This is a genomic window from Pseudomonas sp. RG1 (assembly GCF_025910115.1).
In the GTDB taxonomy this organism is placed as follows: Bacteria; Pseudomonadota; Gammaproteobacteria; order Pseudomonadales; family Pseudomonadaceae; genus Aquipseudomonas; species Aquipseudomonas atacamensis.
The window spans coordinates 1-20,237 of record NZ_JAPCIK010000055.1; the positions used below are offsets into that span (position 1 = coordinate 1).

The 20,237-nt window shown below is 59.7% G+C and carries 15 protein-coding genes and 1 pseudogene; 8 read left to right on the forward strand and 8 right to left on the reverse strand.

Annotated features, from left to right (window positions below):
* Positions 1-232 precede the first annotated feature (232 nt).
* The 6 genes from OK411_RS25970 (at position 233) to yccS (ending at position 9,979) form a co-directional block, all read left to right on the forward strand.
* Positions 233-1,675 carry a TldD/PmbA family protein gene (locus tag OK411_RS25970; RefSeq protein ID WP_016772800.1) on the forward strand — a complete coding sequence of 481 codons (1,443 nt, stop codon included), beginning with the start codon at positions 233-235 and terminating at the stop codon, positions 1,673-1,675.
* Complete coding sequence (locus OK411_RS25975) at positions 1,675-3,012, forward strand: TldD/PmbA family protein (RefSeq protein ID WP_130900721.1); 1,338 nt, start codon at positions 1,675-1,677, stop codon at positions 3,010-3,012. Before OK411_RS25970 ends, OK411_RS25975 begins: the two co-directional genes overlap by 1 nt.
* A gap of 145 nt (positions 3,013-3,157) precedes the next feature.
* Complete coding sequence (gene mdtD / locus OK411_RS25980; protein WP_042606617.1) at positions 3,158-4,585, forward strand: multidrug transporter subunit MdtD; 1,428 nt, start codon at positions 3,158-3,160, stop codon at positions 4,583-4,585.
* Positions 4,586-4,878: 293 nt separating this feature from the next.
* Positions 4,879-6,264: an ATP-dependent RNA helicase DbpA gene (gene dbpA / locus OK411_RS25985; protein WP_024014613.1), complete on the forward strand. Its 1,386-nt coding sequence runs from the start codon at positions 4,879-4,881 to the stop codon at positions 6,262-6,264.
* Between the two features lie 131 nt (positions 6,265-6,395).
* A complete protein-coding gene (locus OK411_RS25990; protein WP_264365882.1) occupies positions 6,396-7,574 on the forward strand; it encodes an NAD(P)/FAD-dependent oxidoreductase in 1,179 nt (392 codons plus the stop codon).
* Between the two features lie 230 nt (positions 7,575-7,804).
* Positions 7,805-9,979, forward strand: a complete 2,175-nt coding sequence (gene yccS / locus OK411_RS26000) for a YccS family putative transporter (RefSeq protein ID WP_073476432.1) — start codon at positions 7,805-7,807, stop codon at positions 9,977-9,979.
* 127 nt (positions 9,980-10,106) lie between these two features.
* On the opposite strand, the gene OK411_RS26005 is transcribed toward yccS, so the two are convergent.
* Positions 10,107-10,844: a substrate-binding periplasmic protein gene (locus tag OK411_RS26005; protein WP_024014615.1), complete on the reverse strand. Its 738-nt coding sequence runs from the start codon at positions 10,842-10,844 to the stop codon at positions 10,107-10,109.
* Positions 10,845-11,099: 255 nt separating this feature from the next.
* On the opposite strand from OK411_RS26005, the gene OK411_RS26010 reads away from it, so the two are divergent.
* Positions 11,100-11,552: a GNAT family N-acetyltransferase gene (locus OK411_RS26010; RefSeq protein ID WP_136493091.1), complete on the forward strand. Its 453-nt coding sequence runs from the start codon at positions 11,100-11,102 to the stop codon at positions 11,550-11,552.
* A 96-nt stretch (positions 11,553-11,648) separates the two neighbouring features.
* Here the strand turns inward: OK411_RS26010 and OK411_RS26015 are convergent, their stop codons facing one another.
* The 3 genes from OK411_RS26015 to OK411_RS26025 are packed head-to-tail and all read right to left on the reverse strand — an operon-like array spanning position 11,649 to position 14,626.
* Positions 11,649-11,945: a winged helix-turn-helix domain-containing protein gene (locus tag OK411_RS26015; RefSeq protein ID WP_264365883.1), complete on the reverse strand. Its 297-nt coding sequence runs from the start codon at positions 11,943-11,945 to the stop codon at positions 11,649-11,651.
* A gap of 18 nt (positions 11,946-11,963) precedes the next feature.
* Positions 11,964-12,458 (reverse strand): YgjP-like metallopeptidase domain-containing protein, encoded by a 495-nt coding sequence (locus tag OK411_RS26020; RefSeq protein WP_038861199.1) that lies wholly within the window; start codon positions 12,456-12,458, stop codon positions 11,964-11,966.
* 44 nt (positions 12,459-12,502) lie between these two features.
* Entirely contained in the window at positions 12,503-14,626 is a 2,124-nt protein-coding gene (locus tag OK411_RS26025; RefSeq protein WP_136493092.1) for a putative bifunctional diguanylate cyclase/phosphodiesterase, read from the reverse strand.
* A gap of 312 nt (positions 14,627-14,938) precedes the next feature.
* On the opposite strand from OK411_RS26025, the gene OK411_RS26030 reads away from it, so the two are divergent.
* Positions 14,939-15,607 carry a polysaccharide lyase family 7 protein gene (locus OK411_RS26030; RefSeq protein WP_016772792.1) on the forward strand — a complete coding sequence of 223 codons (669 nt, stop codon included), beginning with the start codon at positions 14,939-14,941 and terminating at the stop codon, positions 15,605-15,607.
* A 190-nt stretch (positions 15,608-15,797) separates the two neighbouring features.
* Here the strand turns inward: OK411_RS26030 and OK411_RS26035 are convergent, their stop codons facing one another.
* The 4 genes and pseudogenes from OK411_RS26035 to fba form a co-directional block, all read right to left on the reverse strand.
* Entirely contained in the window at positions 15,798-17,084 is a 1,287-nt protein-coding gene (locus tag OK411_RS26035) for a type II toxin-antitoxin system HipA family toxin (RefSeq protein ID WP_136493093.1), read from the reverse strand.
* Entirely contained in the window at positions 17,077-17,340 is a 264-nt protein-coding gene (locus OK411_RS26040) for a helix-turn-helix transcriptional regulator (protein ID WP_024014619.1), read from the reverse strand. The genes OK411_RS26035 and OK411_RS26040 overlap by 8 nt, the downstream gene beginning before the upstream one ends.
* A 209-nt stretch (positions 17,341-17,549) precedes the next feature.
* Positions 17,550-18,972: pseudogene (locus tag OK411_RS26045) on the reverse strand (IS1182 family transposase).
* A 119-nt stretch (positions 18,973-19,091) separates the two neighbouring features.
* Positions 19,092-20,156 carry a class II fructose-bisphosphate aldolase gene (gene fba / locus OK411_RS26050; protein WP_008081027.1) on the reverse strand — a complete coding sequence of 355 codons (1,065 nt, stop codon included), beginning with the start codon at positions 20,154-20,156 and terminating at the stop codon, positions 19,092-19,094.
* Between the last annotated feature and the right edge of the window lie 81 nt (positions 20,157-20,237).

Below are 20,237 nucleotides of genomic sequence, written 5' to 3' on the forward strand. Positions count from 1 at the left end.
CTGCGTGGTAATGCATCCCGGGACGCTCCGCGTCCCAAAGCGGACGCAGAGCGTCCATGGCGGCATTCCCACGCAGAGCGTGGGAACGATCTGCTATCGGGCACAGTAAATCCTCCTACACCCCCTCTTCACTTGATCCTACCCCCACGCAGGCCTACTCTAGACCTCGCGCAACCGTTTCACCCCTCCCCGCTGTCGCCATGCCGCTACTCCATTACAAGGAGGTTCCCGAATGTTCGATTTCCACCCCCAGCTCAAGCAGCGCTTTGCTGCCTTGCGCACGGGCGCTGAATTTTTTTCCCTGCGGTATGTGCGCGAGTCCGGGCAGTTTCTGTCGGTGCGCAAGAACGTCGCCGAACCGCCGAGCCTGAGCCGCGATGAAGGGGCGATGCTCACCGTACGTGTCAATGGCGTCGAAGCCTATGCGGCGACCAATGACCTCTCGCAACAAGGCCTGCAAGCCGCCCTCGAGCGCGCCGAACAACAGGCCCGCCGGCTCAAGCCGCACGCCTTGCTCGATCTGCGCGAGCAGACGCTGTCCAGTGACCGCGCGGATTATTTTTCACCCAACCTCGAACAGCCCTTCCCGTCCCTGAGCGAATGCTTCGATCTGCTCGGTGCGGAATCCGCCTCGGTGCCCAAGGATGAACGCCTGGTCAATTGGCAGGTGAGCATCGGCATCACTAACGTCGAGCAGATCTACCTGAGCAGCGCCGGCGCCGAATTGCGCCAGGCCCAGCGCTTCGTCTATCCGAGCCTCGACGTCACCGCCTACGACGGCAACGACAGCCAGACCCGCAGCCTCGGCCGGGAGAACTTCGGCCAGCAGGGTGGCGCCGATGTCATCAGCCGCTGCGGCCTGGTCGGTGCCGGTCCGCAAGTCGCCGACCAGGCCCTGCAACTGCTGCTCGCGCCGAACACCCCGCAAGGCCCGCGCGACCTGCTGCTGATGCCTGATCAGATGATGCTGCAGATCCATGAATCCATCGGTCACCCGCTGGAGCTCGACCGCATCCTCGGCGATGAGCGCAATTACGCCGGCACCAGTTTCGTCAAGACTAGCGATTTCGGCAGCCTGCAATACGGCTCCAACCTGCTCAACGTAACCTTCGACCCGGGCATCCCGGAAGAACTCGCCAGCTACGGCCATGACGACGACGGCACTGCGGCGAGCAAACAATTCCTGATCCGCGACGGCCTGTTGCTGCGGCCGTTGGGCGGGGCGCTGTCGCAGTATCGCGCCGGCCTCGATGGCGTTGCCAATAGCCGCGCCTGCGGCTGGAACCGGCCGCCGATCGACCGCATGGCCAACCTCAACATCGAGCCGGGCGATCAGACGCTGGAGCAGATGATCGGTGGTATCGAGCACGGCATCCTGATGAGCACCAACCGCTCGTGGTCGATCGACGATGCGCGCAACAAATTCCAGTTCGGCTGCGAATGGGGCCAGTTGATCGAGCATGGTGAACTTAAAGGCGTGGTGAAAAATCCCAACTACCGGGCCATTTCCGCGCACTTCTGGAAGAGCCTGCGCGCCGTCGGCGATGCCAACACCGTCAAGGTGCTGGGCACGCCGAACTGCGGCAAGGGCGAACCGAACCAGGTGATTCGCGTCGGCCACGCTTCGCCGGCCTGCGTATTCAGCAACATTGATGTGTTTGGGGGAGACGCCTGATGAGCATTTCGAAGCGTCAGTCCGACGCCTTCAAGGTCATGGTCAACTGGCTGCGCGACAGCGTGCGCGAGCCGGAACAGTTCACGCTCAGCTACGCCGCCGAAGCCTCGGCGTTCGTGCGCTTCAATCACGCCAAGGTGCGCCAGGCCGGGCAAGTACAGCAGGCCAACGTCGGCCTGAAACTGATCGACGACGGTCGCCACGCCGACCTGCAGATCACCTTGTCCGGGGATCAGGAAGCCGATCTGCAACGGCTCGCCGAGGGCCTGCAACAACTGCGCGAAACCCTGCCGCTGCTGCCGCAGGATCCGTACCTGCTGCTCAATCACAACAGCTGGCAGAGCACGCACGTACAAGCGCATCCGCTGCCGGACACCGAAGATGTCGTCGGGCAAATCTGCGCTGCCGCTGAAGGTCTGGATCTGGTCGGTTTCTATGCTGCCGGCCCGATCAGCCGCGGTTTCGCCAGTTCCGCCGGCGCGTTCGGCTGGCATGAAGCCAACAGTTTCAACTTCGATTTCAGCCTGTTCCATGAAAACGGCGAAGCGGTAAAGGCCAGCTACGCCGGCCACGATTGGAGCGACGAAGGGTTTGCCCGGCGTTTCGCCCAGGCCCGCGAACAGCTGGAGTTTCTCGGCCGACCGTTACGCACTTTGGCACCGGGACAGTACCGCGCCTATCTGGCGCCGGCGGCACTGGAAGAAATCATGGGCATGCTCAGTTGGGGCGGGTTCTCGGCGCAATCGATCGCCAGCAAGAGCAGTCCGTTGCAGAAACTCTACGTCGGCGATCAGGCGTTCAGTCCGCTGGTGTCGCTGGACGAGAAAGTCAGCGAATCCCTGAGCCCGGCGTTTTCCGCCGAGGGTTATCCGCGCAGCGATCTGCGTCTGATCATCGAAGGCCGGGCCGGTGATCAACTGGTCGGCTCGCGCAGCGCCGCCGAATATGGTCTGGCGGCGAACGGTGCGGGCGGCGGCGAGATGCCCAGTGCATTGAACATGGCCGCCGGTGATCTGTCGCAAGAACAGATCCTCAAGCAGTTGGGCACCGGGCTGTACATCAGCAATCTGTGGTACCTGAACTACTCGGACCAACCGGCGGCGCGCATGACCGGTATGACCCGCTTCGCGACCTTCTGGGTCGAGAACGGCGAAATCCAGGCGCCGGTCAGCACCATGCGTTTCGATGACAGCGCCTACAACCTGCTCGGCTCGCAGTTGGAAGCGTTGACTACCGAGCGTGAATTGCTGCTGTCGGCGAGTACCTACAGTCAGCGCAATACCTCGTCATCGCTGTTGCCGGGGGCGCTGGTCAGCCGGTTGACCCTGACCCTCTGACAGCGATCGTTCCCACGCTCCGCGTGGGAATGCAGCCCGGGACGCTCCGCGTCCCAGCCAAAAGCGGACGCAGAGCGTCCGTTGAGGCATTCCCACGCAGAGCGTGGGAACGATCAATCTGGATTAACCACCCACACGAGGTTCCATGCCCAACCGCCCGCCTCTCGACGCCATCACCGCCCGCTGGTTGCCGTGGGTCGTCGCCATTGCGTTCTTCATGCAGTCCCTCGACGGGACCATCCTCAACACCGCGCTGCCGGCCATGGCCAGCGATCTCGCTGAAGACCCGTTGCGCATGCAGGGTGTGATCATCGCCTACATGCTCACCGTGGCCCTGCTGATCCCGGCCTCCGGATGGATCGCCGACCGCTTCGGCACCAAGAAAATCTTCTTCGGCGCGATTCTGCTGTTCAGTTTCGGCTCGTTGCTCTGCGCCTTGTCCAGCAGTCTGAGCATGCTTATCGGTGCGCGGGTGATTCAGGGCCTCGGCGGTGCGCTGATGTTGCCGGTCGGGCGACTGGTGGTGCTGCGTGCCTACCCGCGCTCGGAACTGGTGCGGATCATGGGTTTCATCACCATTCCCGGCCTGCTCGGCCCGCTGATCGGCCCGACCATGGGCGGCTGGATGGTGGAATACGTGACGTGGCACTGGATCTTCCTGATCAATCTGCCGGTCGGGGTGATCGGCTGTTATGCGGTGTGGAAATTCATTCCCGACCTGCGCGGCACGGAGCGCACGCGCTTCGATAGCCTCGGTTTTCTGCTGTTCGGCGCGGCGATGATCCTCATCACCATCGCCATGGAAGGCCTTGGCGAACTGCACCTGCCGCACCTGCGGGTGATGTTGCTGCTGTTCGCCGGCATGGCCTGTCTGGCGGCGTACTGGCTGCGCGCCGGGCACATCGAAAACCCGTTGTTCGCGCCGTCATTGTTCAAGACCCGCACTTTCGCCGTGGGCATCCTCGGTAACCTGTTTGCGCGACTGGGCAGCGGCGCCCTGCCGTTTCTGGTACCGCTACTGCTGCAAGTGGCGTTGGGTTACTCGCCGTCGCAAGCGGGGATGAGCATGTTGCCGCTGGCCGCTGCAGCGATGATCGCCAAGTGGGTCGCGCGTCCGCTGATCGAACGCCTCGGCTATCGCATCGTCCTCACCGGCAACACGCTGGCGCTGGGGATCATGCTGGCGAGCATGGGGCTGGTCAGCGAGCAGACGCCGTACTGGCTGCTGCTGTGCCTGCTGGCGGTGCTCGGTGCGATCAACTCGCTGCAATTCACCGCGATGAATACGGTGACGCTGATCGACCTCGACGATGCCAGCGCCAGCAGCGGCAACAGTCTGCTGTCGGTGGTAGCGCAGTTGTCGCTGAGCCTCGGCGTGGCTTGCGCCGGTGCGCTGCTCGGCGGCTTCACTGCGAAGGTCGGCAACGATGGCGTGGAAACCGTGCTCGGCGCGTTCCAACTGACCTTCGTCACGGTCGGCGTGATGGCGATGCTGGCGGCGACGATTTTCTCGCAGCTGTCCAAGGAAGACGGGCGCCGGGCGAAACGGCCGCAGGAGCACATCGAACACTGATTCTGCTGAAAAACTTCTGTGGCTGCTGAAGGACTTCCGTGGCGAGGGGATTTATCCCCGCTGGGTTGCGCAGCAGCCCCAAAAAGGTTGTATGCGGTCAGCCTGATGAATTGAGGTGGCAGGTATTGGGGGGTGCTGCGCACCCCATCGGGGATAAATCCCCTCGCCACAGATAAATCCCCTCGCCACAGGTAATCCCTGCCTCGGATTCAATCGCTGTTCGTCCAGAACTGTCGAGGAAACTGGCACGGGGCTGCTACACTGCGCGACATTTTGTTTTGCAGGCCAGTCCCGTGACCACCATCGCCACCGCTTTTAATACTCTGCCGCTGTCCGCCGCCATGCTGGCTAACCTCGAATCACTCGGTTATGCCCAGATGACGCCGATCCAGGCGCAGAGCTTGCCGGTGATCCTCAAGGGGATGGACCTGATCGCCCAGGCCAAGACCGGCAGCGGCAAGACCGCCGCGTTCGGCATCGGCCTGCTCAACCCGATCAACCCGCGCTACTTCGGTTGCCAGGCGCTGGTGATCTGCCCGACCCGCGAGCTGGCCGACCAGGTGGCCAAGGAAGTCCGCCGTCTGGCCCGCGCCGAAGACAACATCAAGGTCCTGACCCTGTGCGGCGGCGTGTCGTTCGGCCCGCAGATCGCTTCGCTGGAACACGGCGCACACATCATCGTCGGCACCCCGGGGCGCATTCAGCAGCACTTGCGCAAGGGTTCGCTGGTGCTCGATGGCCTGAACACGCTGATCCTCGACGAAGCCGACCGCATGCTCGACATGGGTTTCTACGACGCGATCGAAGACATCATCATCAAGACCCCGGAGCGCCGGCAGACTCTGCTGTTCTCCGCGACCTACCCGGTGGGCATCAAGCAACTGGCTTCGAAATTCATGCGCGATCCGCAGACCGTCAAGGCTGAAGCCTTCCACGACGACACGCAGATCGAGCAGCGCTTCTACGAGATTTCCCCGGAAGAGCGCATGAGCGCGGTGACCAAAGTCCTGCACCACTTCCGTCCGGCGTCCTGCGTGGCGTTCTGCTTCACCAAGCAGCAGGTTCAGGAAACCGTCGATCACCTGACCGCCAAAGGTATTTCCGCCGTTGGCCTGCACGGCGATCTGGAACAGCGTGATCGTGATCAGGTACTGGCGATGTTCGCCAACCGCAGCACCTCGGTGCTGGTTGCCACCGACGTCGCCGCCCGTGGTCTGGACATCGATGCGCTGGACATGGTGATCAACGTCGAGCTGGCGCGCGATTCGGAAATCCACATCCACCGCGTCGGCCGTACCGGTCGCGCGGGCGAGAAAGGCATCGCCATCAGCCTGGTCGCGCCGTCCGAAGCTCATCGTGCGCAAGCCATCGAACAACTGCAGAAAGCGCCGCTGAACTGGGATCAGATCGACAACCTCAAGTCCCAGGGCCTGGCGCCGCTGCAACCGCCGATGACCACCCTGTGCATCGGCGCTGGCCGCAAAGACAAAGTGCGCCCGGGCGACATTCTTGGCGCACTGACCGGCGAAGCGGGCATTCCCGGTGCGCAGGTCGGCAAGATCGCGATCTTCGATTTCCAGGCCTATGTCGCTGTCGAGCGCACCGTGGCCATGCAGGCCTTGCAGCGCCTGAACGACGGCAAGATCAAGGGCCGCTCGTTGCGCGTGCGTATTCTCTGACCTGATCGTTCCCACGCTCTGCGTGGGAATGCATCCCGTGACGCTCCGCGTCACATAACAACGGACGCAGAGCGTCCATGGCGGCATTCCCACGCAGAGCGTGGGAACGATCATTGTGTGAGGACACCGTTTTGCGCTCTACCGAAGTCGTGATCATTGGCGCTGGCGCGGCCGGCTTGATGTGTGCCTTGACCGCCGCCGGGCGCGGGCGTCAGGTGTTGCTGCTCGACCACGCGAACAAGGCCGGCAAGAAAATCCTCATGTCCGGCGGTGGCCGCTGCAATTTCACCAACATGTACACCGAACCGAGCAATTTCCTTTCGCAGAACCCGCATTTCTGCAAATCGGCGCTGGCGCGTTACACCCAGTGGGATTTCATCGGTCTGGTCGGCAAACATGGCGTGCCGTACCACGAGAAGAAACTCGGCCAGCTGTTCTGCGATAACAAATCCAGCGACATCCTCGGCATGCTCCTTGATGAATGCGATCAGGCCGGCGTCGAGCTGCACCTGGACACCTCGATCCAGACCATCGAAAAAACCGACAGTGGTTACCTGCTCGACACCACCCTCGGCCTGGTCCAGTGCCAGTCGCTGGTGATCGCTACCGGAGGCCTGTCGATCCCGACTCTCGGCGCTACCGGTTTCGGTTATCAGGTCGCCAAACAGTTCGGCCATGAGCTGCTGCCGACCCGCGCCGGTCTGGTGCCGTTCACCATCACCGACCAGCTCAAAGAGTTGTGCACAGAGCTGTCCGGCACCTCGGTGGATTGTCTGGTCAGCTGCAATGATCAGAGCTTTCGCGAGAACATCCTGTTCACCCATCGCGGCCTCAGTGGCCCGGCGATCCTGCAGATTTCCTCGTTCTGGGAGTCTGGCGATACGGTAGAGATCAACCTGCTGCCGGATCACGACGCGGCGAGCTGGCTGCAAGAGCAAGTCGCCGAGCGTCCGAACAGCGAGCTGAAGACTTTGCTTGGCGAGATCTTCACCAAGAAGATGGCCAATCTGCTGGCGGACAACTGGTTTGTCTCCAAACCGATGAAGCAGTACACCCACGCTGAACTGGCGGAGATTGCCGAGAAGCTCGGCAGCTGGAAGGTTGTGCCGGCGGGAACTGAAGGCTATCGCACGGCTGAGGTGACCCTGGGCGGCGTCGACACCCGCGAGGTGTCGTCGAAGACCATGGAATCGCTGAAAAGCCCGGGCCTGTACTTCATTGGTGAAGTGCTCGACGTCACCGGGCACTTGGGCGGCTTCAATTTCCAGTGGGCCTGGGCCTCTGGTTACGCTGCGGCGCAGTTCGTTTAACTCAAGGCCAAATACAAAACCCTGTGGGAGCGAGCCTGCTCGCGAATGCGGTGTACCAGTCGACATCAATGTTGAATGACACTCCGCTTTCGCGAGCAGGCTCGCTCCCACAATGGTTTGTGGTGTAAGTAAAAGGAACACTTTTTGCTGTCAGATGTGCTCGACGCCATTGCGTCGACGTCATTACTGGCTCAATTTAGCGGCATCGCCTCGGAAGGCCTTCGCACTTCATGTCCTCGACCTCGTTTCGTCAGTCTTTGCGGCGCCTGTGGGCGCTGGATAAATTCAGCTACAGCGTGCGGGTATTCATCGCCCTGACCGGCAGCATGGCGCTGTGCTGGTATCAGGATGAAATGGGCCTGCTGATCCCGTTGTTCCTCGGCATCATCGCCAGCGCCCTGGCCGAGACCGACGACAGTTGGCAGGGTCGTCTCAACGCTCTGGCGGTGACGCTGGTGTGTTTCAGCATCGCCGCGCTGTCGGTGGAATTGCTCTTTCCCTACCCGATCATTTTTGCCGTGGCCCTGGCGCTGGCCAGTTTCGGCCTGACCATGCTCGGCGCACTGGGCGAGCGTTACGGTGCGATCGCCTCGGCGACGCTGATTCTCTCGGTGTACACGATGATCGGCGTCGATCAGCGCGGCGGCGCGGTTACCGATTTCTGGCATGAACCGATGCTGCTGGTCGCCGGCGCGGCGTGGTATGGCCTGCTGTCGGTGCTGTGGCAGGCGCTTTTTTCCAATCAACCGGTGCAGCAAAGTCTGGCGCGGCTGTTCCGTGAACTGGGCCTGTACTTGAAGCTGAAATCCTCGCTGTTCGAGCCGATCCGGCAGATGGACGTCGAAGCCCGCCGCCTCGAACTGGCGCAGCAGAATGGCCGGGTGGTCGCCGCCTTGAACACGGCCAAGGAAATCATCCTGCACCGGGTCGGCAACGGTCGACCCGGCTCGAAAGTCAGCCGTTATCTGAAGCTGTACTTCCTCGCCCAAGACATTCACGAACGCGCCAGCTCTTCGCACTATCCTTACAACGCACTGGCCGAGGCGTTCTTCCACAGCGACGTGCTGTTCCGCTGCCAGCGCCTGCTGCGCCAGCAAGGCAAGGCCTGCCGGGCCTTGGCCGAATCCATCCAGATGCGCCAGCCGTTCATCTACGACGCCAGTTTCGCCGAAGCCCTGAACGACCTGCATGCCTCCCTCGAACACTTGCGCATCCAGAGCAATCCGGCATGGCGCGGCCTGCTGCGCTCGCTGCGCGCACTGGCGGCCAACCTCGGCACCCTCGATCGCTTGCTCAGCGATGCCAGCAACCCCGATGCCCTGGCGGACGCCACCGACAGCAGCCTGCTCGACCGCTCACCGCGCAATCTCAAGGACGTGTGGATTCGCCTGCGCACGCAACTGACGCCGACCTCGCTGCTGTTCCGCCATGCCCTGCGCTTGCCGCTGGCACTGAGCATCGGCTACGGCATGGTGCACCTGATCCACCCGTCCCAAGGCTACTGGATCATCCTCACCACGCTGTTCGTCTGCCAGCCGAACTACGGCGCCACCCGGCGCAAACTCGGCCAGCGGATCATCGGCACGGCCATTGGCCTGACGGTGGCGTGGGCGCTGTTCGATCTGTTCCCCAACCCGGTAGTGCAATCGTGCTTCGCCATCGCTGCCGGCGTGGTGTTCTTCACCAATCGCACCACCCGCTACACCCTGGCGACGGCGGCGATCACGATCATGGTGCTGTTCTGCTTCAATCAGGTCGGCGATGGCTACGGGCTGTTCCTTCCACGGTTGTTCGATACCTTGCTCGGCAGTTTGATCGCGGGTCTGGCGGTGTTCCTGTTCCTGCCGGACTGGCAGGGCCGGCGCCTGAACAAAGTGCTGGCCAACACCCTGACCTGCAACAGCATCTACCTGCGCCAGATCATGCAGCAATACGCCGCCGGCAAAAGTGACGACCTCGCTTATCGCCTGGCCCGACGCAACGCGCACAACGCCGACGCGGCGCTGTCGACGACACTGGCGAACATGCTCATGGAGCCGGGGCATTTCCGTAAGGAGGCGGATGTCGGCTTCCGCTTTCTGGTGCTATCGCACACGTTGCTCAGCTATTTGTCAGGGCTCGGCGCACACCGCGAAACGCAGTTGCCAGCGGAGGTGCGCGAGCATCTGATCGAAGGCGCCGGGGTGAAACTGGCGACCAGCATCGACGAAATCGCTCAAGGCCTTGCGAGCAAGCAGCCGATTGCAATTCAGAGTGATGAAGAAGAAGCGCTGGCCAATGAGCTGGAACAGATGCCGGATGAAATCGATGAAGGGCAGCGGTTGGTGCAAACGCAGTTGGCGCTGATTTGCCGGCAGTTGGGGCCGCTTCGGACATTGGCGGCGCATTTGATCAAAGAGGTCTAGCTACAAGCTACAAGCTACAAGCTACAAGCTACAAGCTACAAGCTACAAGCTACAAGCTACAAGCTACAAGCCAAACGCTACCCGGCTTCTAACTTGCCGCTTGCCGCTTGCCGCTTGCCGCTCCCAACTACATTCCATGCCGCCGCAATAACTTCTCATAAGTCCCGTCAGCCTTCATCGCTGCAATCGCCCGGTCAAACCCGGCGACGATCTGCTCATGCTGCGGATTCTTCAGGCTGACCAGAATATGCAGGCTGTTCTCACTCAACGGCTTGGGTAAAAACTCCACCGAATTGCGTACCTTGGCCGATTCCCGCGCCAGGTAATACTTCGCTACGTACTCATCCTCAAGCGTCAGCTTGACCCGATCCGCCGCGAGCATGCGCACGCCCATGGCGAAGTTGTGCACGGGCACTTTCTGCATCGCCGTGTCGGCATCGAAAGGGGCGGAATAGGCATAGCCGCGCACCACCGCAATCGGATAGGTGTGCAGTTGCTCGAGGCTGTTGTATTCAATAGGTGCGTCTTTGCGCTTGAGGAAGCGGATGCGGTTGATCAGGTACTCACCGGAAAACTGGCCGATCTGCGTGCGCTCGTCGTTGTACCAAGCGTTGACCAGCACGTCGTAACGCCCCTCGCCAATCCCCAGCAATGCTCGCGCCCACGGCACTTGTTCGTAACCGCTGGCATAACCGGCGCGAGCCAGTGCGGTGCTGACAATGTCGGTGGCCAGGCCACCGTTGACCAGTGCATCGTCGGTAAATGGCGGCCAATTATCGAACGCCAGCCGCAGCTTCTGCGCCGCAACATCCTGGCCGAGCACCAGCAGTCCGATCAAAGCAACGGCTTGAAGCAATCGCAGCATGCTTGAACATCCTCAGCGGGCAACCGCCCGACGTGGTTTCACGTCAAAACCCAAGGCCCCTTACCGGCAAAACCCAAGCATTGAACATTAGCTCATGGGAGCCAGTGGACAGTGCTCTTGAGCAGATTACACAAAGTCGCAGCCAGCGCGAGAAAGGAATAGTGGCATTTTGACCTTTATCACAGACTGTTGCGCCATACAGACATACGGCGCTGCTGCGCTTAGTATCGGGCGACATGGTCAAGGAATCGAAAAATGACAATCGAGTGGATCTGCAAACATCATCGCGATTTGGGCAAAGAGCAGTTGTACGCCTTGTTGAAGCTGCGCTCTGACGTATTCGTGGTCGAACAGAAATGTGCTTATCCAGACCTCGACGGCCAGGATCTGGAGGGCGATACCCATCACCTGATGGGCTGGGAGGATGATCAGCTGATGGCTTATCTGCGCCTGCTGGACCCGGAATCCCAAGGCGGCGACGTGGTGATTGGCCGCGTGGTGACCGCCCCCGCCGGCCGTGGCAAAGGGTTGGGCCACGCGATGATGGAACAAGCGCTGAAGCAGGCCGAAAAGCACTGGCCGCAGGTACCGATCTATCTGTCGGCGCAGGCGCATTTGCAGAGGTATTACGGCCAGTACGGGTTTGTCTCAGTCGGCGAGGAATATCTCGAGGATGACATTCCGCACATCGGCATGCGTCGGTCCTGAAGGCCCTTTCGCGAGCAGGCTCGCTCCCACAGGGAATGCATATCCATTGGGGGAGCGAGCCTGCTCGCGAAGGCGTCAGAACCGTCGGCGCAGGAATCAGGGGTATTCCAGCACCGCTTTTATCTGCCGCAAATTGCGCTCGATCCAGCCGCGATCAATCGCTCCCCACTCGCGAATCCGATAGCGCCCGGCATGATTGCGCGCGCCCTCTTCCTGTTCGAACTCACAGATGATGTCCAGATCGGCCAGCGCGGCAATCGTGTCCTGCGCCGTGCGTCGCGGCATGCCGGTGACTTCGGTCAGCGTCGGCACACTCGGCGCCGAGCCGCTATCGATCAGATAAGCCACGTACAAACGGCGATAGAAACTGCTCTTGGTCTTGCTGACGTCCATCCACACCTTCCTGATTGGTCAAGCCTGCATATCCCGCCACGTCAGGTACACACGCAGATCGAACTCGATCTGGTGATACCCCGGCAGCATGTGCTCGCACAGTTTATAGAACGCCTTGTTGTGATCCGATTCCTTGAAGTGCGCCAGCTCGTGCACCACGATCATCTTCAGAAAATCCGGCGCGGCGTCCTTGAACAGCGCGGCGATGCGGATTTCCTTGTTGGCCTTGAGCTTGCCGCCCTGCACCCGCGACACCGTGGTGTGCAGACCGAGCGCGCGGTGGGTCAGGTCGAGGCGGTTGTCGAACAGCACTTTGTCGATGGCCGGCGCATTGCGCATGTACTGCTGCTTGAGATCCAGCGCGTAGCTGTACAAGGCCTTGTCGCTCTGCACGTCGTGTCGCCCTGAATAGCGCTGATTCAGGTATTCACCCAGACGCCCTTCGGCAATCAGTTGGCGCACCTGATCCTGCAATTGTGCAGGGTAGGCCTGGAGGTACTTCAACACAGTCATGGACGAGCGACGCGGTTCGAAAAAGGTCCGCCAGTGTAGCGAATTCAACCGGGCAACGCGCTCCAGTCAAACGGTTCAACGAAGCTGACCGCGTCTTCGGCGATCAACGGCCGCGCGACGAGGAAGCCCTGCACGTATTCGCAACCATGGGTTTGCAGCCACTGATATTGCTCGAGGGTTTCCACCCCTTCGGCAATCACCAGCAGACCGTATTGCTTGCACAGATCGATGACCATGCGCACCAGCGCCGCATCACGTGGCGAGTCCGGCAAGCGCGCGATCAAGTGGCGGTCGAGTTTCAGCGTATCCAGTTCGAGATCGCGCAGATGCGCCAGCGAGCACGGCCCCGAACCAAAATCATCCAGCGCCACGCGCACCCCGAGATGACGCAGCAGCCGCAGTTGCTTGCGGGTTTCGTCCGGGTTTTGCATCAACGCTTCTTCGGTGATTTCAACTTCCAGTTGCTGAGGTTGCAGCGCATGGCGCTCCATGACTTGACGCAATTCAGTGACCAGATTCGGCAGGCCGAACTGGGTGTTGCTCAGGCTCACGCCGAGCACCAGATCTTCGGCGAACAAGGTTTCCCAGGCTTTGCGCTGGCCGGCGCCACGGTGATAGATCCAGCTGCCGAGGCGACTGATCAAGCGCGCCTCTTCCAGCAACGGCAGAAACAACCCCGGCGGCACATCGCCGACGCTCGGATGCTGCCAGCGCAGCAACGCTTCGAACCCACGGATCTGTCCGCTGCCGATCGCCACTTGCGGCTGATAGACCAGATTGAAATCACGATTCTCGATGGCCTCGCGCACGCTGTCTTCAAGCATCAGACGCGAACGCGCGCGGCCGTTCATTTCATGATCATAGAAACGATATTGCTGACGCCCGGCACGCTTGGCTTCGTACATGGCAATGTCCGAAGCGCGCAGCAAACCGTCGAGATTGCGCCCACAGTCGGGATAAGTAGCGATGCCGATACTGGCGCCAAGGACGATATCCAGGCCTTCGATCTGCTGACAGACCGATACCCGTTCGATGAGTTTTTCGGCAATCTTCGCCGCTTGCTCGGGAAACTCCAGATCCAGCAGCGCGGTGAATTCATCGCCGCCCATGCGCGCGAGAATATCGAACGGCCGCAGGCACGCCTTCAGTTGCTCGGAAACCCAGCGCAACACACGGTCGCCGGCGTCATGGCCGAGGGAATCATTGACCCGTTTGAAGCCATCGAGATCGAGGTAGAGCAGCACCCAGCTGCTGTCGCTGCGTTCGCCGCGCAACAACAGGTTTTCCACGGTCTGGTAGAACCCGCGCCGGTTGAGCAGCCCGGTCAGCGGATCGGTCACCGCCTGAAACTCCAGTTGCTGGTGCAAGTGACGCACCACCGACATGTCCAGCACCGTCACCACCATCGCGTGCTGCTCCGAGGGCAGCGGCGCGCAGGACAATGCCACCGGCACTTGCTGCCCCGGCGCCGTGCGCAGCAACGCATCATGCAGGCGCAGGGTTTCGCCACGTTGGTAGCCGGCGTAGAACTCGGAATCGGCCCACAGGGGAATGTGTGGCTTCTGCAGGAAATCGAGAAACTCCTTGCCTTCCAGATCCTTCACCGGCGCATTGAGCAGTCGCGAAATCGCCGGGTTGGCAAAGCGGATCACGCCGTCCTCGCTCAACACCAGAATGCCTTCGGCGGCGTTGTCCAGCACCGAGGCATTGAAGGCGCGCGCCACTTCCAGGTCATGACTCAGGCGTTGCAAGGCACGACGATTGCGCTGGTGCTCGAGCAGCGCCTGGACCTTGGGCTTGAGGATTTGCGGATCGAACGGCTTGAACAGGTAATCCACCGCGCCGCTGGCATATCCCTTGATCACGGCATCCTGAGATTGCTCGTTGGCGGTGAGGAAAATGATCGGTGTCAGCCGCGTACGCTGGCTGCCGCGCATGAGCCGCGCGACCTCGAAACCGTCCATGCCGGGCATCTGCACATCGAGCAGAACCAGGTCGATGTCGTGTTCGAGCAAAAGGTTCAGCGCCTCGAAACCCGAGGCGGCGGTCATCACGTGCCAATCCTGACGCTGCAGCAACGCGCGCATGCTGATCAGATTTTCGGGGTAATCATCGACGATCAAAAGGACCGAGCTGCCTTCACCTGGCTGGGGTTGCGCGCATTCCATGCTGCTTCTCTTATCGGGACCGGTTGCCGGCAAAACCATAGACGTACTGAGCCTTCACTCTAGACGCGGATCAGTGAAAGCAGAAGCTGTCATCCCGCCATCATTTAAACAATGCTCAACCCAGCCGACTAACGGTCACCGCTACAGCCCCCGAAAACCGGGCGGGATGGCATTTCGACAGGACTTTGACGTCAAGTAATCGCCGGGCGGGCATTAACAAAAATTGCCGCTACGCTTATAAAGACGCCCGAAAACGCGCGGGCTAGAGCTTCTGGCACCGGCGTTCCGGATGAATTGATTGGAAGAACCGTCATGATCGACCTCGCAACCTGGAACCTCAGCGTTCCTGTTGGCAGCCCGCCGTACACCGTCGAAACCTCAAAACTGGTGGATGGCTTCAAGGATCAGTACTTCCATTCCGACACCGGCACCCTGTTCTTCTGGTCCCCGGTGACCGGCTCGAAAACCGAAAACGCCATCTACCCGCGTACAGAACTGCGCGAAACCTACAGCAACGGCACCCTGCGCAACTGGTACTACCCGGACGCCGACAACCTGCTGCGCGCCACCCTCGCGGTGAACAAGGTGCCGAGCTCGGGCAAGATCGTCATCGGCCAGATCCACGCGTACGAGAGCCAGCGGCCGATGGTCAAGCTCGAATACCAGTACAAGGAAAAAACCCAGACCGGCAATCTGGTGATTAAAGTGCGCATGCGGCCGGACGACGCCGAAAGCCGCGTCATCACCCTCGCCACCGGCGTCAAGCTTGATCGTGAATTCAACTATCTCATCCACTTGAGCCCCGGCGGTGCCCTGGGCGTGAGTGCGGCGGGGTATCAGTGGGACTCCCAGATCAGCGCGACCTGGCGCGACAAGCCGCTGTATTTCAAGGCTGGGGTGTATGTGCAGGACAACACCGGGTATACGAGTGAGGGTGGACAGGTGACGTTTACCAAACTGGATATTGATCACGACAAGTAGCTAGCCGCCAAAATGACAAACGACCCATAACTTGCAGGCCACATTCGCTCCAATTGTAGGAGTGAGCCTGCAAGGGCTTCAGGGATGGGCTGCGGACTGCGCCACCTCCACATGCGGGCCGCTGCCTTGGCGAAATGTCGCGTATACGCGACTTTGAGAAGCAAATGTCACGGTAGCGGTACACCGCTTATCATTTATCAGCCTTTTCCTTTCTACCGCTTGATAAAGGATGACGCTTCAAACCAGAACCGACCGAGTCATTCAACGCGACCATGCGCCCGGTGTCCCATTCGCGTTGCATCCTTGCAAACAATTCAACGTCTATCCGTGGTCGGTGAATCAAAAGCGCCTGACTCATTGCCTCGGCTATCCGGTCGACGATCAGTGTTGGCTTATCCACAGCGCAGTGTTTACGACCAAACTCAATCAATTGCTGACGATCGGGATAAGCTTTGGCCTTGTTCATCTTGATGGCGAGAGTACGGTCAACCAGCGATTGCCCGGTCCTGGGGTTGTAGTTCTCGTATACGGTTGTGGTCGTGACATCGTATACCGGCGCCAACTGCACCGTTTCAGTGGCCGCAGGGTGCGTGTAGGTCACCCCGAAGTTTTTCAAATGCGCATCGCCGTTACGCACCATGACCGAAAGACAGACGGACGAAAAAAATCGTTCCAGTTCTCGTATCGGGTCGGCATGCCTGCATACCTGACGGATCACTGCAGCAAGGGTTTCGTAGCTCTGCGAATATTTATAGTTATCGTGGGGATCCTTGTTTAACCCCAGCAGCACCGCCATGTCTTCAAAGCCAAGGCGATCAGACGCCGTCAGATCAAAACGTTCCATGACAAACAGCTCACCGTTATCGGAAAGCCAGAAAGGCGGCGTGTACAGTCCAGCCAGCCGCGCTGCTTCCAGACACAGAAACTCGTTTTGAGCCAGGTGCTCATACTCTTCCGCTCCTGATTTGACGATGAGGTCGGAGCTGATCACTGTTTTTCGGCTACCAGTCAGCTTGTCCAGATCGGGCACCAGAACCTTGGGCTGAACACCTGAAATGCCCGACTCGAAGTAGGTTTCGACCAAAAAACCGAAAACATGCTGAGAGGTGTCCGCCGACAGGATCTCCTGCAGGCCGACCTGCGCACGAACAGAGTTTGAAGGTTCTACCGGATTCTCATACGTGAGGCGACCGATCTGATTACCGCCAATGACGGACAACAGGCGCATTTCATCCACTTGCATATGCTTGGCCATGCGCCGCTTGATTTGGTCGGCCAGATATCCCTCAGGCACATTCATATCGAAGATGGGCTGCAATACGCTGCTCACCGACGGTGTCGGGTCATAGGGCATGACCAGGGAAACTTCTCTGAGTGGCGACGCTGACTGGTAAGCGAATGAAAACTGCGAACCTTTGGACAACTCGCCGGAATGGCCCTGAGGCGTCATGACATTCAGTCGTTTCACCTTACTCATCATGCTCCACCAATTCGGCGAGTGATTTGAGATCGATTCGGTTATCGACAATCTCCAACGCCATGCCTAACGCGGCAATGACTCTAAACACGGTATAAAAAGCGACGTTTTCGCCTGCTTCGAGATCGATGATGGTTTTGCGGCTGCAATGAGCCCTATGCGCAAGCAGCGCCTGACTGTAGCCCTTGGCTTTGCGCAATTGGCGAATACGCTGGGCAAACGTTGCTGGATTATCGAGAAGCAAAATGTCACCCATATCGGACTTTAAATAGATTATCGCCAGTAAAGTCCACTTTAGGTGACATATCAAGCAAAAGGATCCCGATGTCTCGTCACAGCGTTTGCACCACAAAAAAAACCCGCCTCTCCAGACTGTGTGAAAACGCACTGATGGTGGTTCCAGCAAACGCCCCGACTTGTTCGGGGCGTTTGCTTTTGTGCTCACAGCAAACGAAAAAAGGCGTTTCAGCCCATCAGCGCCATCATCTGGCGCACGCCCAACACGTTAATTGCTCTTTTCAGGTTGTAGGCGTTCACCGCCAAGGCCATTTCAGCTCTCGCGCCTTCAAGCTGTCGCAGCAAGAAGCGAGCGTTACCAAATAACCACTGTTTAAGGTTGCCGAAGGGATGTTCGACGATGGATCGTCGACTGACCATCATTTCGGGATGTGTCTGCATTCGCTGCTCCATTCGCTCGAAAGCCTGTTCGTGCAGATGGCGCGAGATGTATCGGCGTTTGGCGTCGGTGCACTTCGCTTTAATCGGGCAGCTTGCGCAGTCGCTGACCTTCGCTTGGTAGATCCGGCCTTTATTGCTGATCTGCTTAAAGATCAGCCATTTTCCGGCAGGGCATTGATATCGATCTTGCGACGCATCGTAGGCAAATGCTGTTCGATCGAAAAATATCTGTTCCTAGCCGCAGGAGTTGAGTGATCGCGCCACAGGCACATAAGCCGTGATGTTCTCATCCTCACATGCCTGGAACTGCTTGCCATTGGAATAGCCCGCATCCGCGGTGACCGTCAGTTCATCCTGCGAAAGTTGTTCCTTGGCGGCCTTGGCCATCGGTTCAAGTTGCTTGCGATCATCGCTGTCCTGAGTCACTTCATGATGCACGATCATGCAGTTTTCAGCGTCCACGGCTGTCTGCACGTTGTACCCGACCCGAGGCCCTTTGTGCGTTCGCAGCATTCGCGCATCGCTTTCGTGGGTATTGAATTGCTCAAGCTCCATGGATTTCATCAGCGCCTGGCACGTCAAGTTATTGGAATGCCTGACTCAAGTTGCGCCAAAGTCGCCTTGATTGCATTGCGGTCAATCTTCTCGCCGGCTTCGGTTTTATCCGCCTCGTCCAGCTCTGCCAAATAGTGGGCGATGCGCTTCTCCAGCTTCTGCTCTTGATGTTGGAGCCGCTTCAAATTCATATGACGCCGTGAAGAGGCGACCGCCTGAAATTTGCTGCCATCAATGGCCACCAACTCGCCGGTTATCAGCCCCGCTGTGCGGCAAAACTGCACGAAGGCCCGGCACGTCGCGATGAAAGCGGCTTTGTTGTCTTTACGGAAATCGGCGATGGTCTTGAAATCAGGCTTGAGTCGATTGATCAGCCACATCACTTCGACGTTGCGCTGGCACTCGGCTTCGAGCCGTCGTGATGAGCGAATCCGCTGGAAATAGCCGTAGAGGTAGAGTTTGAGCTGATCCGCTGGATCGTAAGAGGACGGCCGGTGCTTTTGGGAAGTGCTTTATCAAAGCCCAGTCGAACCAGATCCAGCTTGGCGACGTAAAGATCGATAACGCGAACGAGGTGATCCTCGGGGATCAACTCTTCCAGCGAGACCGGAAACAGGCTGGTCTGGCTGCGAGACTGTCCCTGGATGTAGGCCATAACGAAAAATGCTCCGTATCTTTCGATACGGAGCATTTTCTTTGAGCGCTGCGCAGATTGCTAGGTTTTCACACAGTCTGCCTCGGCGGGTTTCTTTTGAATCAGCTCAACCCTCAGGCTCAGTTGACCTTCGCGTTCAACTCACCCTTCAGATAACGCTGGTACATCGCTTCCAGCGAGATCGGTTTGATCTTCGAGGCATTACCGGCGGTACCGAACGCTTCATAACGAGCGATACATACATCGCGCATTGCTGTCACGGTGGCGCCGAAGAATTTACGTGGGTCGAACTCGCTTGGGTTGGTGGCCATCAGGCGACGCATCGCACCGGTCGATGCCAAGCGCAGGTCGGTGTCGATGTTGACCTTGCGCACGCCGTGCTTGATGCCTTCGACGATTTCTTCAACCGGGACGCCGTAGGTTTCTTTGATGTCGCCGCCGTACTGGTTGATGATCGCCAGCCACTCTTGTGGCACGGAGGACGAACCGTGCATCACCAGGTGGGTGTTGGGGATGCGCTTGTGGATTTCCTTGATGCGGTCGATCGCCAGCACGTCACCGGTCGGTGGCTTGGTGAACTTGTAGGCGCCGTGGCTGGTGCCGATGGCGATGGCCAGGGCATCGACCTGGGTGCGTTTGACGAAGTCAGCGGCTTCTTCCGGGTCGGTCAGCATCTGGCTGTGATCCAGAACGCCTTCGGCGCCGATGCCGTCTTCTTCACCGGCCATACCGGTTTCCAGCGAACCCAGGCAACCCAGCTCGCCTTCTACCGAAACGCCGCAGGCGTGGGCCATGGCGACGGTTTGTTGGGTAACGCGGACGTTGTAGTCGTAGTCGGTCGGGGTCTTGCCGTCTTCGCCCAGCGAGCCGTCCATCATCACCGAGCTGAAGCCCAGTTGAATCGAACGCTGGCAGACGTCAGGGCTGGTGCCGTGGTCCTGGTGCATGCACACCGGGATGTGCGGGAATTCTTCGATCGCCGCCAGGATCAAGTGACGCAGGAATGGCGCGCCGGCGTATTTGCGGGCGCCGGCCGAAGCCTGGACGATCACCGGGGAGTCAGTCTTGTCAGCGGCTTCCATGATGGCGCGCATCTGCTCAAGGTTGTTGACGTTGAAGGCTGGAACGCCGTAGCCGAACTCGGCTGCGTGGTCCAGCATCTGGCGCATGCTGATAAGTGCCATTGTGTGTGTCTCTCCCGGTTGAGGGTCGTTGATCGTGCCAGCCTGCCGGAGCGGCGGCGGCTATTCAAGTTAATGCAGATC

Excerpts from the sequence above, each read along its gene's own strand:
- OK411_RS26010 (WP_136493091.1), top strand. The coding sequence starts at position 11,100 with ATGACAATCGAGTGGATCTGCAAACATCATCGCGATTTGGGCAAAGAG.
- mdtD (WP_042606617.1), top strand. The coding sequence starts at position 3,158 with ATGCCCAACCGCCCGCCTCTCGACGCCATCACCGCCCGCTGGTTGCCG.
- OK411_RS26025 (WP_136493092.1), bottom strand. The coding sequence starts at position 14,626 with ATGGAATGCGCGCAACCCCAGCCAGGTGAAGGCAGCTCGGTCCTTTTG.
- OK411_RS26040 (WP_024014619.1), bottom strand. The coding sequence starts at position 17,340 with ATGGGTGACATTTTGCTTCTCGATAATCCAGCAACGTTTGCCCAGCGT.
- OK411_RS26035 (WP_136493093.1), bottom strand. The coding sequence starts at position 17,084 with ATGAGTAAGGTGAAACGACTGAATGTCATGACGCCTCAGGGCCATTCC.
- OK411_RS26015 (WP_264365883.1), bottom strand. The coding sequence starts at position 11,945 with ATGGACGTCAGCAAGACCAAGAGCAGTTTCTATCGCCGTTTGTACGTG.
- OK411_RS26005 (WP_024014615.1), bottom strand. The coding sequence starts at position 10,844 with ATGCTGCGATTGCTTCAAGCCGTTGCTTTGATCGGACTGCTGGTGCTC.
- fba (WP_008081027.1), bottom strand. The coding sequence starts at position 20,156 with ATGGCACTTATCAGCATGCGCCAGATGCTGGACCACGCAGCCGAGTTC.
- yccS (WP_073476432.1), top strand. The coding sequence starts at position 7,805 with ATGTCCTCGACCTCGTTTCGTCAGTCTTTGCGGCGCCTGTGGGCGCTG.
- OK411_RS25970 (WP_016772800.1), top strand. The coding sequence starts at position 233 with ATGTTCGATTTCCACCCCCAGCTCAAGCAGCGCTTTGCTGCCTTGCGC.
- OK411_RS26030 (WP_016772792.1), top strand. The coding sequence starts at position 14,939 with ATGATCGACCTCGCAACCTGGAACCTCAGCGTTCCTGTTGGCAGCCCG.
- OK411_RS25975 (WP_130900721.1), top strand. The coding sequence starts at position 1,675 with ATGAGCATTTCGAAGCGTCAGTCCGACGCCTTCAAGGTCATGGTCAAC.
- OK411_RS26020 (WP_038861199.1), bottom strand. The coding sequence starts at position 12,458 with ATGACTGTGTTGAAGTACCTCCAGGCCTACCCTGCACAATTGCAGGAT.